Genomic DNA, 16,334 nt, shown 5'->3' with positions numbered 1-16,334 from the left:
GGAGGGCCGAGATGGATTTAATTGAATTAATAAATAAAGTGCCGACAGTGGCGGCTTGGCATGCAGGTTTACGTGAACAGGCCCCCCGGCAATTATTGACCGGTCTAGCTGGATCGGCAAAAACATTGGCGATCACCGGTGTGTATCAGGCATTTCAAAAACAAGTGATCGTGGTGACACCAAATCTGTATTATACGAATCAACTAGCCGAAGATCTGCGCAACGTGACGGATGATGTCTATGTTTTCCCAGTGGACGAAGTGTTGTCAGCCGAAATGGCTTTTTCTTCACCAGAAGCACGAGAAGAACGAGTGGCAGCGCTGAATGCTGTTTCTCAAGGAAAAACTGGGATCTATGTGTTGCCGGTGGCGGCTTTGCGAAAGTATTTGCCTGAAAAGAAAACCTGGTTAGCCAACCAATTCCAATGGCAAATCGGCGATGAGATCGATTTAGAGCGTTTGCCGCAACAATTGATCTTGATGGGTTACGAACGGCAGTCAATGATTGGCAAACCCGGCGAATTCAGTATTCGTGGGAGCATCCTCGATATTTATCCATTAAATGCCGAATACCCCGTACGGATCGAGTTATTCGATGTAGAAATCGACTCGATGCGTTCTTTCAACGTGGAAACGCAACGCTCAGTGGAAACGCTGCAGCAAGTGGCTATTTTACCGACTACCGAATTGGTTTTCTCAGCGGAAGATTTAGCGGCGGGGCAAAAGCAGCTACAAGAATTATTGAACAAACGGTTGGCGGTCACCAAAGAAGTAACTGATCGCGCGTTTTTAGAAGACTATTTCGGCCAATTGGCCTCCCAATGGCAAGCGGGGATTCCCGGTGAAAGTGCCCGTTATTACACGGATTTGCTTTATCGTCAGCAAACGAGTGTCTTAGATTATTTTTCTGAAGACGCCTTTTTGATGATCGATGATTATGCTCGGATCATGGAGACCAATCGTGAGATCGAACGGGAAGAAGCGGAGTGGCATACCCAAAAATTAGCGGAGCTGCGGGTCTTTTCTGAACAGCAATTCGGGATCGATGTCCATCAACTGCTGCAAAAAGAAACCTTTGTGACCAGCTTCTTTTCTTTATTCCAAAAAGGAATGGGGAACATTCGCTTCCAAGCGATCCATCAATTCCAATACCGGCCGATGCAGCAGTTTTTCAGCCAAATGGGTCTCTTGAAAGTTGAGATTGATCGCTGGGAGAAGCAACAGCAAACGGTGATTTTTCTGGTCAGTGACCAAGAACGGGCCAAGAAGTTAGAGCAAGATCTGCGAGATCATGATATCTATGCCGTGCAGACGCAACAAGACCGCCTGTTTACGGGACGCACCCAAATTGTGGTGGAACGTTTGCAAAGCGGCTTTGAAATGCCGCAAGACAAGCTAGTGGTGGTTACAGAAAAAGAAATTTTCCAAAAGATGAACAAAAAAAGAGCCCGCCGGCAAAATGTCACCAATGCGGAACGTCTCAAAAGCTACAATGAGTTAAAAGCCGGCGATTATGTCGTCCATGCGAATCATGGGATCGGGAAGTACATCGGCATGGAAACCTTAGAAGTCGATGGCGTCCATCAAGATTACATGACGATCTTGTACCAAAACGAAGACAAGCTCTTTATTCCAGTCACCCAATTGAATTTGATTCAAAAATATGTGGCTTCCGAATCGAAAACACCGAAAATCAATAAATTAGGCGGCAGTGAGTGGGCGAAGACCAAGCGCAAAGTGACGGCTAAAATTGAAGACATCGCAGATGATTTGATTTTATTGTATGCCAAACGCGAATCAGAAAAAGGCTATGCCTTTCAACCAGACGATGCCTATCAAAAAGAATTTGAAGATGCCTTTCCTTATTCGGAAACCGATGATCAGCTGCGCAGTACGGCAGAGATCAAGCGGGATATGGAAAAAGAAAAGCCGATGGACCGTTTGTTAGTTGGAGATGTCGGTTTTGGGAAAACAGAAGTGGCGCTGCGGGCTGCTTTTAAAGCGATCAAAGAAAGCAAACAAGTGGCTTTCTTAGTGCCGACAACGATCTTGGCACAGCAGCACTATGAAACGATGGTCGATCGTTTTGAAGGCTTCCCCGTCAATGTTGGGGTGCTGAGTCGTTTTCGGACGAAAAAACAGCAGAATGAAACGATCGAGCAAGTGCGCAAAGGGCAAGTCGATATTTTGGTGGGGACCCACCGATTATTGTCAAAAGATGTCGAGTTTGCTGATTTGGGCTTGTTGGTGATCGATGAAGAACAACGTTTTGGGGTCAAACACAAAGAGCGCTTGAAACAACTGCGTTCGCAAGTCGATGTGTTGACGTTGACGGCAACGCCGATCCCAAGAACATTGCATATGTCGATGCTGGGCGTGCGGGACCTATCTGTGATCGAAACACCACCGGAAAATCGTTACCCGATCCAAACCTATGTGATGGAGATGAATCCAGGAGCGGTGCGAGAAGCGATCCAACGGGAGATGGCACGCGGGGGCCAAGTGTTTTATCTCTATAATCGTGTCGATACGATCGAGCGAAAAGTCGAAGAACTGCAGGCGTTAGTGCCAGATGCACGAATCGCTTATGCCCACGGGCAAATGACCGAGATCCAATTGGAAAATACCCTGTTTGACTTTATTGAAGGGCAATACGATGTGTTGGTGACGACGACGATCATTGAAACCGGTGTGGATATTCCCAATGCCAATACGTTGTTTGTGGAAAATGCCGATTACATGGGGCTTTCGACGTTGTATCAGTTGCGTGGCCGTGTCGGTCGGAGCAATCGAGTCGCTTATGCGTATTTCATGTATGAACAGCAAAAAGTGTTGAACGAAGTCAGTGAAAAACGTCTGCAAGCCATTAAGGACTTTACGGAGTTAGGTTCAGGATTCAAAATCGCGATGCGAGATCTTTCGATTCGTGGGGCAGGAAATCTATTGGGGGCGCAACAGCACGGCTTTATCGATGCAGTCGGGTTTGACATGTACTCACAAATGCTGTCGGAAGCAGTCACTCGTAAACAAGGGAAAAATACCCAAACAGAAAAAACGACCGTTGAGATCGATCTGGGGATCGATGCCTACTTACCGACTTCGTATATTGAAGACGAACGGCAAAAAATCGAGATCTATAAACGAATTCGTGAGCTGGAATCACAAGAAGCAGTTGATGAACTTCAAGATGATTTATTAGACCGTTTCGGAGAATACCCTGTAGAAGTGGCGCACCTCTTAACGGTGGGCGAGATCAAAATGAACGGCGATCGTGCCTTGTTAGAAACTATCCGCAAGCAGCAACAAACCGTGTCGTTTACTTTGAGTAAAGTCGGCACGAAAAATTATTCGGTGGAGCAGCTGTTTGAAGCATTGAAAGCTACTAAATTAAAAGCCACGATGGGTGTCGATCATGAGCAAATGACCATCAAATTACAGATTCCGCCAGTGATGAAAGAAAGCACCTGGCTATTAGAAATCCAAGATTTTGTCAAAGCGTTACGGGAACAAAAATACGCCAGCCAAGGCTAGAAAGGAACCAGAGGGATGCCGAAATCACAATTGAAGCGTACGATGGAAGGGGCGTTTATTTTAACGATCGCTTCCTTTATCGCAAAAATCTTAAGTGCCGTTTATCGGGTCCCTTTTCAGAACCTGGTAGGCGACGAAGGGTTTTATGTGTATCAACAGGTCTATCCGATTTATGGATTGGCAATGACTTTGGCGTTGTCAGGTTTGCCGCAGTTTATCTCCCGCATTGTTGCTGAAGAACCTGATCCTTTGAAAAGCAAGGAGCGGCTGCAAGCGTTGACGCCTTATGTGCTTTGGTCGGCGATCGGCTTATGGGCTGTGACCTTTTTATTTGCCGGTCCAATCGCGCAAGTGATGGGGGACCATCAACTGGCAGGCTTGATTCGAGTCGTTTCCTTTACCTTTTTGTTTGTCCCACCCTTGACCTTTTATCGAGGAATGTTTCAAGGAAATCTACAAATGGTGCCAACCGCAGTGTCTCAAGTTGTAGAGCAGCTGCTTAGAGTTGGTGTGATTTTAGGTGCTGCGGCAGCCTTCCAGCAATTGGGCTGGACGATTTATCAAACGGGGACTGTCGCCATGATGGGTGCCTTAGTCGGGGGCCTTGCGGCGTGGTGGATTTTAAGTTATTATAGCCGACAAATCAACGGCAAACGCCTATCGCTATGGCATAAACCAGTCACCCGTACAGGAGAAAATACCGCTGGTTTATCCGCCTCGTTGAAAAAACGGTTCTTCTTAGAAGGCGGTCTGTTGACGATTTATAGCGGCTATTTGATCTTGTTCCAGTTAGCGGATTCGTTTTTATTGACCAATGCGCTAGAAGCGGGGGGATTGACGGCACAAGCAGCCCGGATTTCGAAAGGGATCTATGATCGCGGACAACCCCTCGTCCAACTAGGTCTTGTGGTGGCGATGGCGTTAAGCTCGACGTTTTTGCCAACGTTGACCAAGTATTTGACGGTAAAAAATCAGCAGCTGTTTGAAAAGTCGGCAAAAATGTATTTGCGCCTAACAATCGGGATTGCTTCGGCTTCTGCGGTAGGGTTAGCGATTTTGCTGCCTTATATCAATTTTGCCTTATTTAAAGACGGATCTGGCAATGCTGCGCTGGTATTGTTTGTCTTTTCCATCGCTCTGATGGCGACGATTCAAGCCTATCAAAGCATTCAACAAAGTCGCAATACCTATACCTTCGGCTTGCTCGCTGCGGGGATTGGTCTTTTGGTCAAATGCCTATCGATGTGGCCACTGACCGCTTCTTATGGGACTGCAGGAGCAAGTATCAGTACGCTGTTGGGGTTAGGCGCGACCTTATGCTGTTTTGTGGTTTCCGAACAGCGTCGAGCACAAAGTAGCATCAATCGCTTTTGGTATGAAGGAAATTATGGAAAAAAATTATTTCTTTGTTTAGGGATCATGGCAAGCGTGCTATTCTTATATTATAGCTTCGTTGCGATCTTATTGAACGGTCCTTTGACCCATCGACTACAGGCGCTGATTTTTTGCCTAGGCGGTGTCGGTCTGGGAGGCGCAGCCTTTATCGGGACAGCGATCAAAATCAAATTGTTAACGATTCGCGAATGGCTGTTAGTTCCATTTGGAAAGAAACTATTAAGAAGAGGTGAAAAACATGAGATTAGATAAATTTCTTAAAATCTCCCGCATCATCAAGCGTCGCTCTGTTGCCAAAGAAGTGGCAGACAAGGGACGTATTCAGATCAACGGCAAATTAGCCAAGTCAAGCAGTGACGTCAAAGTAGGCGATACTATGCGTATTCAGTTCGGGAATAAGGTCTTGGAAGTAAAAGTCAATGAATTGCATGAATCGACGAAAAAAGAAGACGCTGCAAAAATGTATGAGATTGTTTCAGAGGAAAGAATCTCAGAAAATGCTTGATTTTTACGGCATTTTCAGTTAGACAAGCTTTGCGGATGTTGGTATAATGTAAAAAACAAAGACAGCGACGGGAGCGAGTTCAGGTGGCAAAAGAATCAAATAAAAAAATAGAACTATTGCAGACCGATTATGCGAAAGAGCAATTTGCCAAGTTTGAAAAAGAGCGGCGGCAAGTCGTGTTTCGCCGACGTCGGCTGGTGGCGTTTTTCGTGGCGGCATTAGCGATATTTGCAGTCGTGGGGATTCAGATGTTTAACGACCAAATGCGCCTGCAAAAACTAAAGGAATACAAGGCGGAAACAGTCGCCGAACAAAAAGAAGCTGAACAAAAAGTGGCTTCATTGGAGCGAGATGTTGCCTTATTGCAAGACGATGAGTATGTGGCAAAATTGGCCCGCAGCCGATTCTTCTACTCAAAAGATGGCGAAAAAATTTATCCTGTCTTGCCAGATGGAACGGATTCTCAAAACACTAATGAGCGTTCTGCGCAAAGCGAACAAGAATCATCATCCACAGAGTCACAAGATTAAGCAATGTCATACCTACTCAGCGCAGTAGTTTGAATTATTTTAAATGGGTAAAAATTAGGAGGAACATTTTTTATATGTCAATCGAAGTTGGAGCGAAACTAAAGGGCAAAGTGTCTGGTATTACAAATTTTGGTGCGTTCATTGATCTTGGTGAAGGGAAAACTGGTTTGGTGCATATCAGTGAAGTATCAAACGGATTCGTCAAAGACATTCACGACGTGTTGTCTGTTGGGGATGAAGTGACAGTACTTGTTACGGCAATCGGCAACGATGGAAAAATTGGACTATCGATCCGCAAAGCAGAAGATAAGCCGGAAGAAAAACGTGAATACCCGAAAAAAGAATTCAATCGACCAAATCCGAAAAAATCTTTTTCACGCAATCAAACTACGAATGTAAATAAACAAGACTTCGATTCATTGATGAGTTCTTTTCTAAAAGATAGTGATGATCGTCTTTCATCATTACGTCGAAATACAGAAGGAAAACGCGGTGGCCGCGGCGGACGCCGTAACTAAACATGAATAGCAAGTTGGAAAAAGCTGAAACAAAACTGTTGGTTCGTTTTGTTTCAGCTTTCTTTCTTGTGGATCTACCAAATGAGAAGGAGGGCAAATGATGGTCATTCAAACCGTTCGAGGGCAACTCACTGCCATCGATCCTGAAAAAAAACGCCGCTTTTTGCTGGCGGTATCGACGGGAGTCGACTCCATGGTCTTGCTGCAGGTCTTTTGTCAGTTGTTTCCCGAAATGCAAAAAGAGCAGGTCTTTGGTGTGGCACATGTAAACCATCAATTGCGCCCAGCATCTGCTGAGGAAGCTGCTTTTTTACGGCAGTACTGCCAAGAACGCGGCATTCCTTTTTATGAGCGGTGCTGGGAAAATCCGCCAGAAACTGGCATAGAAGCTAGCGCTCGGGACTTTCGCTATACGTTTTTTGCCGATGTCATGTCCCGAGAAGGCTATGATGTTTTGCTGACTGCTCACCACAGTGATGACCAAGTAGAAACGATGCTGATGAAGATGATGCGAGAAGGCCGCTTGCAATCGGCTGGCGGGATGCAGCAGCAGCAGCCTTTTCACGCTGGAATCCTGTTGCGGCCGTTGCTTAGTGTCAGTAAGACAGCGATTTACGACTATGCGCAAGTACAGCAGATTCCCTACTTTGAAGACGAAAGCAATCACGAACCGCTGTATTTGCGAAACCGACTACGCCAGCAAGTAGTGCCGGCATTAAAAGCGGAAAATCCGCAACTGTTGCCGCATTTTCAACAGCTTTCTGTAGAAATGCAGTTCGCCAATCAGTTGATCCAGCAAGAGCAGCAGCAATGGTTGTCTGCGTTCGTTCAACAGCAAGCTACTCGCTTAGTGATCGATCTGCAACAGCTGCCGACGTTTTCGCCGGCGCAGCGCTATTTTTTCTATGCGGGGTTTTTGCAACAAGCAGAAGCTTTTACAAAGCATCCACTCAATCAAAAACAGCTGCCACAGCTATTGCGTTTGCTAGACGAAAAGAAAGGGCAATGGCAATTGGCGTTGCACAAACAGTGGCAGCTGCGGCGCAGTTATGACCAATTACTATTGGAACTCATTGCTGTTCCCCAAAAGCCTGCAGCGCCGTTGACAGAAGTCAGTCAGCGTCTGGTTTTAGGAGAAGGGATCTATCTTTCTGAAAAGGAATGGATTGGGTATTTTCCGATAAATGAACAGCATATTCCCAAAAAAATCACAAATTGGTCAGAGTTTTCCCAAGATTTACCGCTAAACTATTCCTCTGAGCTGATCGTACGTAAGCGTCAGCCAGGAGACCGAATCCGCTTGGCACGTGGCCTGACCAAAAAGATCAGTCGTTTTTTTATCGATTCAAAAATTCCTAATGAAGAGCGAGAAAAAAGTTGGGTCGTCACAAACCTTGATAAACAGGTGATTGCCTTACTACCTCATGCATTTTCCTATTTGAGTATTGCGCCAGAAACTGATAAAATACACTACATACTTCTTTATAAATATCAGAAGTAAGAGTTGGAAGGAGAACTTTATGCTAGATAAAGATATTGAGAAAATTTTGATTTCCCGTGACGAAATCAAAAATCGTTGTGTGGAACTTGGTCAAGAATTAACGGCGGCTTATGCGGATAAAAATCCTCTAGTCGTAGGTGTACTGAAAGGTGCCGTTCCTTTCATGGCAGACATCGTTCGTGAGATGGATTGTTACTTGGAGTTAGACTTCATGGATGTCTCGAGTTATGGCAATGCCATGATTTCATCTGGAGAAGTCAAAATCATCAAAGATTTAGATACAAATGTTGAGGGCCGCGATCTTTTGATCGTTGAAGACATCATTGACAGTGGTCGCACGTTGGCTTATCTGGTAGATCTATTCAAATACCGTAAAGCGAAATCAGTGAAAATCGTGACGTTATTAGATAAGCCGGAAGGCCGTGTTGTTGAGATCGATGCTGATTACGTCGGCTTCGATGTGCCAAATGAGTTTGTTGTTGGATATGGACTGGACTATGCAGAGCAATATCGAAACTTACCTTACGTTGGCGTCTTAAAACCTAGTGTTTATCAGTCAAATTAGTGACTGTTCTAAATCAATTGTGATACAATTAAATGGTCAGGATTGATAAAACAAAATAGCCAGGGAGGTACGCATGAATAAGAAAAATAACGGTATGGTAAAAAATACCTTATATTATGTACTTGTCTTGTTGGCGATGGTCATGGTCGTTTATTTCATTTTTGGAAATGGCAATCAGCAGACCCCAACGATCGAGTACTCCACGTTTACAGAACAACTGAAAGACGGGAAGGTCAAACAATTTACTGTCCAACCCGCTAACGGTGTTTATCGAATCGTGGGTGAATACAATGAAGAACAAACTGTCAGCAATGACAACAGCTTGTCTGTTTTAGGCAATACACAGGCGAGTTCGACCCGCTTTTCAACGATCATTTTACCAAATGATTCTACGCTGAGCGAAGTCACCAGTCTGGCCTCAGCACAAGGGGTCAAAACTACCATCGAAGAAGAATCCAACAGTGGTATTTGGTTATCGCTTTTGGTTAGCTTCTTACCACTTGTGATCATCATTTTCTTCTTCTATATGATGATGAGCCAACAAGGCGGCGGCGGTGGCGGTGGCGGCCGTGTGATGAACTTTGGCAAATCAAAAGCCAAAGAAGCGGACAAAAAAGCCAACCGCGTACGTTTTTCAGACGTAGCCGGTGCAGAAGAAGAAAAACAAGAACTTGTCGAAGTCGTGGAATTCTTGAAAGATCCTCGACGTTTCGTTGAATTAGGTGCCCGTATCCCAGCAGGTGTCTTACTTGAGGGACCTCCGGGAACCGGGAAAACGTTGCTAGCCAAAGCCGTTGCCGGTGAAGCTGGCGTACCGTTTTACTCGATCTCTGGTTCAGATTTCGTTGAAATGTTTGTCGGTGTCGGTGCAAGCCGGGTACGTGACTTATTTGAAACAGCGAAGAAAAATGCACCAGCCATCATCTTTATCGATGAAATCGATGCCGTCGGTCGCCAACGTGGTGCCGGTATGGGTGGCGGACATGATGAGCGGGAACAAACATTGAACCAATTATTGGTTGAGATGGATGGTTTTGATGGGAATGAAGGCGTGATCGTCATTGCCGCAACGAACCGTTCGGATGTTCTAGATCCAGCGTTGCTGCGTCCAGGTCGTTTTGACCGTCAGATTTTAGTTGGTCGTCCAGACGTGAAAGGCCGTGAAGCAATCCTCCGTGTTCATGCTCGGAACAAACCTTTATCAGATGATGTTGATTTGAAAGTCGTTGCCCAACAAACACCGGGCTTTGCCGGTGCGGATCTGGAAAACGTCTTGAACGAAGCCGCCTTAGTTGCTGCTCGTCGTAACAAGAAAAAAATCGATGCTTCAGATATCGATGAAGCAGAAGACCGCGTGATCGCTGGTCCTGCGAAGAAAGACCGTGTCATCAACAAACGCGAACGTGAAATGGTTGCTTACCATGAAGCAGGACATACCATTGTTGGTTTAGTCTTGAGTCGTGCCCGTGTGGTACACAAAGTAACCATCATTCCTCGGGGGCGAGCTGGTGGGTACATGATCGCCTTGCCGAAAGAAGATCAATTCTTGATGACTAAAGAAGATATGTTTGAACAAATCGTTGGCTTGCTAGGTGGACGTACGGCTGAAGAAATCATCTTCGGTGTGCAATCAACGGGGGCTTCCAATGACTTTGAACAAGCAACTGCGCTTGCAAGAAGCATGGTGACAGAATATGGAATGAGCGATAAATTAGGTCCAGTTCAATATGAAGGAAACCATCAAGTCTTTGTCGGTCGCGATTACGGTCAAACAAAAGCATACTCTGAACAAGTTGCCTTTGAAATTGATCAAGAAGTTCGCAAGATTTTAATGGATGCCCATCAAAAAGCCCATGAAATCATTGAAGAACATCGTGCCCAACACAAATTGATCGCTGAAAAACTACTTGAACATGAAACATTGGATGCTAAAGCAATCAAATCCTTGTTTGAAGAAGGCAAAATGCCTGCAGGGACTGAAAGCTCTGAGTATCCTAGTGAAAAAGCCCAAACGTTTGAAGAAGCGAAACGTGCGCTGGAAGAAAAAGATGCAGAGAAGCAAGCTGCAGAAAAACACAGCGAAGATGCATCATCAAACGATTTTGATCAACAATTGGAAGACGTTCGCCGCAATAGCGAAAGCCAACCGACTGATCAAGAAAACAAAGATGATAACGCCTAAAACAAGACGTATCAAGGCGCCGAGGAAACTCGGCGCCTTTTTGTTTCTATTTAAGAAGACTTTTCTTAAATTCAAACACATTCAGTTGAAAAAAGCGGCGCTTCCTAGTATGATTCATTAATGAATAAAAAGGAGAATCAAGATGAAGGATTATTTAGTAAAAGCACTCGCATATGACGGCTTCGTCCGAGCATACGCCGTATCGGCAACAGAGACGATCGCCGAAGCACAACGACGCCATGAAACATGGAATACGGCATCTGCTGCTTTAGGGCGAGCGATGGTGGGAAGTTTGTTATTAGGCAGTACCTTAAAAGGGGAAGACAAATTGACCGTCAAAATTCAAGGAAATGGTCCTGCTGGGGCAATCGTCGTAGACAGCAATGGCCGTGGGGACGTAAAAGGATACATAAAAAATCCACAGATCAGTCTGCCATTGAATCCTCAAGGAAAATTGGATGTTCGGGGCGCAGTGGGAGACCAAGGAATTTTTACCGTAATCAAAGACTTAGGGCTAAAAGAACCTTTCTCTGGACAAACACCGATCGTCTCTGGGGAACTTGGGGAAGACTTTACTTATTATTTAGCAGTGTCAGAACAGATTCCTTCTGCTGTTGGTCTGAGTGTATTAGTAGAAACCGATGATTCGATTCGGGCAGCCGGTGGATTTATGCTACAGATCATGCCTGGTGCCAGTGAAGAGATCATTGATGCCATCGAAAAACGTTTGGGAGAATTGCCTCGAGTGTCAACCTTGATCGATGAAGGCCAATCACCAGAAGAGGTCTTAGCGACATTGTTACCAGACACGACGATCGAAGTACTAGAAAAAATGCCCGTCCAGTTCCACTGTGATTGTACGAAAGAAAAATTTGCGACAGCGATCATCACCTTAGGGGCTGAGGAGATCCAAGCAATGATCGATGAAGATCATGGGGCAGAGGCAGTCTGCTCGTTTTGTGGCAACAAGTATCATTTTGATGAAACGGAATTGGCGGCGTTGAAGAAAGAGGCGGAAGCGTAAGTGAAAGATAGACAGACATGGCAGATCGGCTCGGTTGAGATTCCTAACCGCGTCGTCGTTGCGCCAATGGCAGGGATCACCAATTCTGCGTTTCGTGTGACAGTCAAAGAATTTGGCGCGGGTTTAGTCGTCTGTGAGATGATCAGTGATCGAGGGATTCAACTGCGTAACAAGAAGACCCTTGAGATGCTGTTTATTGACGAGACCGAGCATCCTCTTAGTATTCAGATTTTTGGTGGGAATAAAGCATCCTTAGTAGAAGCAGCGCAATTTGTCGCAGAGAACACAACTGCCGATATCATTGATATCAATATGGGGTGTCCTGTAAACAAAATCATCAAAGCAGAAGCTGGTGCGAAGTGGCTTTTAGATCCCGACAAGGTTTATGAAATGGTCCATGCTGTTTCCAGTGCGATCGACAAGCCCGTTACCGTCAAAATGCGGATCGGTTGGGATGAGCAGCACGTCTTTGCGGTTGAGAATGCCCAAGCCGCGGAAGCAGCGGGTGCCGCAGCAATCGGTATGCATGGCAGAACCCGTGTACAGATGTATGAAGGATCGGCTGATTGGGACGTTTTGAAACAAGTGAAGCAAAGTATCACCATTCCTTTTATGGGCAACGGCGATGTCAGAACCCCTGAAGATGCGAAACGAATGTTGGAAGAAGTCGGCGCTGATGCAGTGATGATCGGACGGGCAGCCTTAGGCAATCCGTGGATGATCCACCGCACCAAGCAATACTTGGAGACAGGCGAGTTATTGCCGGAACCAACACCACGAGAAAAAATTTCGACAGCGAAACTTCATTTAGAACGGTTGGCTGATCTAAAAGGGGAAAAAATCGCTTCGCGAGAATTCCGCCAACATGCTGCGTACTACTTAAAAGGTATTTCACGGGCAGCCAAAGTGAAGGCAGCTATCAATCAAGCAGAAGATAAGCAAACGATTTTTGATTTATTGGATGCATTTGTAGAGAAGACCGAAAAACAGCCGGTAGCAACTTTTAAGGAATAAGAAACAAATCAAGTCGATTCGAAAGTTCGGCTTGATTTTTTGCGTCATCATTGGCATTATAAGAAGGAAACCCAAGTTAAGAATGGAGGAAAACTCGTGACAGAGGAACGACAAACACAAGAAGAATTGAATGATCAAATGTTGGTTCGCCGTGAAAAGATGGAAAAACTACGGGAAGAAGGCATTGATCCTTTTGGCAAGCGATTCGAACGCACCCATAATTCTGCCGAGTTACATGAGTTATTTGATCAAAGAACCAAAGAAGAATTAGCCGAAATGAATCTTTCAGCAAGCATTGCAGGAAGAATCGTTACAAAACGTGGAAAAGGGAAGGCTGGTTTTGCGCATTTACAAGACCGCGAAGGCCGTATTCAAATATATGTACGTAAAGACCAAGTCGGGGACGAACCTTACGAAGTATTCAAGCATGCAGATCTAGGTGATTTCTTTGGTGTATCTGGTGAAATCATGAAGACCGACACTGGCGAAGTGACCATCAAAGCCAAAGAAATCGTGATCTTATCCAAAGCATTGCGTCCATTGCCAGACAAATACCATGGCTTGACGAACGTAGAACAACGCTACCGTCAACGTTACTTGGATTTGATCAGTAATAAAGAGAGCTTTGATCGTTTCATGAAACGAAGCCAAATCATTAGCGAAATTCGTCGTTACCTTGACGGACATGGATATATCGAAGTCGAAACGCCAGTATTGCATAATCAAGCAGGTGGTGCAGCGGCTCGTCCCTTCATTACACACCACAATGCCTTAGACATGGATCTGTATTTACGAATCGCACTTGAGCTTCACTTGAAACGATTGATCGTGGGTGGCATGGAAAAAGTCTATGAGATCGGCCGCGTTTTCCGAAATGAAGGAATCGATACGACCCATAATCCCGAGTTTACGATGCTAGAAGCGTATACAGCATATACAGATTTCAAAGATGTGATGGATTTGACAGAAGGCATTATCCGTAATGCTGCTGAAAAAGTCTTGCATACAGCAACGATCCAATACGATGGACAAGAAGTCGATTTAGCTAGCGACTTTGCACGAATCCATATGGTCGATGCAATCAAAAATCAAACAGGTGTTGATTTCTGGCAACCAATGTCCGTTGAAGAAGCGCGTAGTTTAGCGAAAGAACATCATGTTGAAATCACTGATGCCATGACTGTTGGCCATATCATCAATGAATTCTTTGAGACATTTGTTGAAGAAACGTTACAGCAGCCAACCTTTGTCTTTGGTCATCCAGTGGAAGTTTCGCCATTAGCGAAAAAGAATCCAGAAGATGAACGCTTTACGGATCGCTTTGAATTATTTATCGTTGGTCGTGAATTTGCGAATGCCTTCACGGAATTGAATGACCCAATCGATCAAAGAGAACGTTTTGAAGGACAAGAAAAAGAGCGCGAAGCAGGAAATGATGAAGCCCATGGGGTGGATGAAGATTTCTTAGAAGCACTTGAATACGGTATGCCGCCAACTGGTGGATTAGGGATCGGGATCGACCGCTTAGTGATGTTGTTGACCGATGCACAATCGATTCGTGACGTTTTATTATTCCCGACAATGAGATAAAAAAGCTCCGTCCACTCGCAAGAGATGGGCGGCTTTTTTATTGTCTACTGAGCCAGAGAGAAAAACTGCGAGGAAATAGAGGGAAATACGTTAGGACAGATGCTAGGAAACGGATTAAATACGAACGATAAAAGCTGGATTCAATGTGATTAGACGGGTTTGTAAAAATTAAAAAAAGCCATAGAAAATGATTGACCGCAAGGGATTTAGTTGGTATATTATTACATGTGCCAAATGACTGAAATGAATTCGTAAAAAGAATTGAAAAAAGTGGTTGACGCACAGCTCGACAGATGATATTATAACGAAGTCGCAATTTTAAAATAGTTAATCGATGTTGATACATCAACAAAATTAATTAAAAAAAGTTGTTGACAAATAACAAATCATTTGTTATTCTAATGAAGTCGCTGAGACAGCCGCTGCGAAGTTGAAAAACAACGAGCGAAAAAAACTTTTAAAAAAGAGTTGACAATCAAACGTCGCTCTGATATGATATAAAAGTTGCTAACACAGCACTGTAGACCTTTGAAAACTGAACAAAGCAAGCAAACGAACCAATGTGTAGGACGTTTCAATTTATTGAAACAAATACATGCAAGCAATAGCTAGCAAAGTTAATTTTTATGAGCTTAATGACCGTATGGTCATTCAAACAAATCATTATGAGAGTTTGATCCTGGCTCAGGACGAACGCTGGCGGCGTGCCTAATACATGCAAGTCGAACGCTTTTTCTTTCACCGGAGCTTGCTCCACCGAAAGAAAAAGAGTGGCGAACGGGTGAGTAACACGTGGGTAACCTGCCCATCAGAAGGGGATAACACTTGGAAACAGGTGCTAATACCGTATAACACTATTTTCCGCATGGAAGAAAGTTGAAAGGCGCTTTTGCGTCACTGATGGATGGACCCGCGGTGCATTAGCTAGTTGGTGAGGTAACGGCTCACCAAGGCAACGATGCATAGCCGACCTGAGAGGGTGATCGGCCACACTGGGACTGAGACACGGCCCAGACTCCTACGGGAGGCAGCAGTAGGGAATCTTCGGCAATGGACGAAAGTCTGACCGAGCAACGCCGCGTGAGTGAAGAAGGTTTTCGGATCGTAAAACTCTGTTGTTAGAGAAGAACAAGGATGAGAGTAAAATGTTCATCCCTTGACGGTATCTAACCAGAAAGCCACGGCTAACTACGTGCCAGCAGCCGCGGTAATACGTAGGTGGCAAGCGTTGTCCGGATTTATTGGGCGTAAAGCGAGCGCAGGCGGTTTCTTAAGTCTGATGTGAAAGCCCCCGGCTCAACCGGGGAGGGTCATTGGAAACTGGGAGACTTGAGTGCAGAAGAGGAGAGTGGAATTCCATGTGTAGCGGTGAAATGCGTAGATATATGGAGGAACACCAGTGGCGAAGGCGGCTCTCTGGTCTGTAACTGACGCTGAGGCTCGAAAGCGTGGGGAGCGAACAGGATTAGATACCCTGGTAGTCCACGCCGTAAACGATGAGTGCTAAGTGTTGGAGGGTTTCCGCCCTTCAGTGCTGCAGCAAACGCATTAAGCACTCCGCCTGGGGAGTACGACCGCAAGGTTGAAACTCAAAGGAATTGACGGGGGCCCGCACAAGCGGTGGAGCATGTGGTTTAATTCGAAGCAACGCGAAGAACCTTACCAGGTCTTGACATCCTTTGACCACTCTAGAGATAGAGCTTCCCCTTCGGGGGCAAAGTGACAGGTGGTGCATGGTTGTCGTCAGCTCGTGTCGTGAGATGTTGGGTTAAGTCCCGCAACGAGCGCAACCCTTATTGTTAGTTGCCATCATTTAGTTGGGCACTCTAGCGAGACTGCCGGTGACAAACCGGAGGAAGGTGGGGATGACGTCAAATCATCATGCCCCTTATGACCTGGGCTACACACGTGCTACAATGGGAAGTACAACGAGTTGCGAAGTCGCGAGGCTAAGCTAATCTCTTAAAGCTTCTCTCAGTT

11 protein-coding genes and 2 other annotated features are annotated in these 16,334 nt (G+C 45.3%); all 11 genes read left to right on the top strand.

The annotated features are described in order from the left end of the window. The first annotated feature begins 11 nt into the window (after positions 1-11). The 11 genes from mfd to lysS all read left to right on the top strand — a co-directional run bounded on the left by mfd (position 12) and on the right by lysS (position 14,354). On the top strand, positions 12-3,530 hold the full coding sequence (gene mfd, locus A5877_RS07530) for a transcription-repair coupling factor (RefSeq protein ID WP_016620327.1): 3,519 nt from the start codon (positions 12-14) through the stop codon (positions 3,528-3,530). A 15-nt stretch (positions 3,531-3,545) separates the two neighbouring features. Then, the gene (locus tag A5877_RS07525) at positions 3,546-5,177 is read left to right on the top strand and encodes a polysaccharide biosynthesis protein (protein WP_016611989.1); all 1,632 of its coding nucleotides are present in this window, start codon (positions 3,546-3,548) and stop codon (positions 5,175-5,177) included. Then, complete coding sequence (locus A5877_RS07520; RefSeq protein WP_005230745.1) at positions 5,164-5,430, top strand: RNA-binding S4 domain-containing protein; 267 nt, start codon at positions 5,164-5,166, stop codon at positions 5,428-5,430. Before A5877_RS07525 ends, A5877_RS07520 begins: the two co-directional genes overlap by 14 nt. An 83-nt stretch (positions 5,431-5,513) precedes the next feature. Next, positions 5,514-5,960 (top strand): septum formation initiator family protein, encoded by a 447-nt coding sequence (locus tag A5877_RS07515; protein WP_005233351.1) that lies wholly within the window; start codon positions 5,514-5,516, stop codon positions 5,958-5,960. Positions 5,961-6,034: 74 nt separating this feature from the next. After that, positions 6,035-6,478, top strand: a complete 444-nt coding sequence (locus A5877_RS07510; protein ID WP_005233352.1) for a S1 domain-containing RNA-binding protein — start codon at positions 6,035-6,037, stop codon at positions 6,476-6,478. 100 nt (positions 6,479-6,578) lie between these two features. After that, entirely contained in the window at positions 6,579-7,979 is a 1,401-nt protein-coding gene (tilS, locus tag A5877_RS07505) for a tRNA lysidine(34) synthetase TilS (protein ID WP_086316637.1), read from the top strand. A gap of 19 nt (positions 7,980-7,998) precedes the next feature. Beyond that, complete coding sequence (hpt, locus tag A5877_RS07500) at positions 7,999-8,544, top strand: hypoxanthine phosphoribosyltransferase (RefSeq protein ID WP_005230750.1); 546 nt, start codon at positions 7,999-8,001, stop codon at positions 8,542-8,544. A 73-nt stretch (positions 8,545-8,617) separates the two neighbouring features. Next, complete coding sequence (gene ftsH, locus A5877_RS07495) at positions 8,618-10,726, top strand: ATP-dependent zinc metalloprotease FtsH (protein WP_005233354.1); 2,109 nt, start codon at positions 8,618-8,620, stop codon at positions 10,724-10,726. A 142-nt stretch (positions 10,727-10,868) separates the two neighbouring features. Continuing rightward, positions 10,869-11,750, top strand: a complete 882-nt coding sequence (gene hslO / locus A5877_RS07490) for an Hsp33 family molecular chaperone HslO (protein WP_005233356.1) — start codon at positions 10,869-10,871, stop codon at positions 11,748-11,750. Continuing rightward, on the top strand, positions 11,751-12,764 hold the full coding sequence (dusB, locus tag A5877_RS07485; RefSeq protein ID WP_005233357.1) for a tRNA dihydrouridine synthase DusB: 1,014 nt from the start codon (positions 11,751-11,753) through the stop codon (positions 12,762-12,764). Between the two features lie 96 nt (positions 12,765-12,860). Continuing rightward, positions 12,861-14,354 (top strand): lysine--tRNA ligase, encoded by a 1,494-nt coding sequence (lysS, locus tag A5877_RS07480; RefSeq protein WP_005230758.1) that lies wholly within the window; start codon positions 12,861-12,863, stop codon positions 14,352-14,354. 669 nt (positions 14,355-15,023) lie between these two features. After that, positions 15,024-15,916, top strand: a sequence feature (16S ribosomal RNA rRNA prediction is too short). A gap of 60 nt (positions 15,917-15,976) precedes the next feature. After that, positions 15,977-16,334, top strand: a sequence feature (16S ribosomal RNA rRNA prediction is too short).

Origin of the sequence: Enterococcus sp. 3C7_DIV0644 (assembly GCF_002141235.1) — a bacterium.
Taxonomy (GTDB): domain Bacteria; phylum Bacillota; class Bacilli; order Lactobacillales; family Enterococcaceae; genus Enterococcus_D; species Enterococcus_D entomosocium.
Note: the sequence above shows the minus strand (reverse complement) of the source record. Positions and strands in the feature narration are given on the sequence as shown.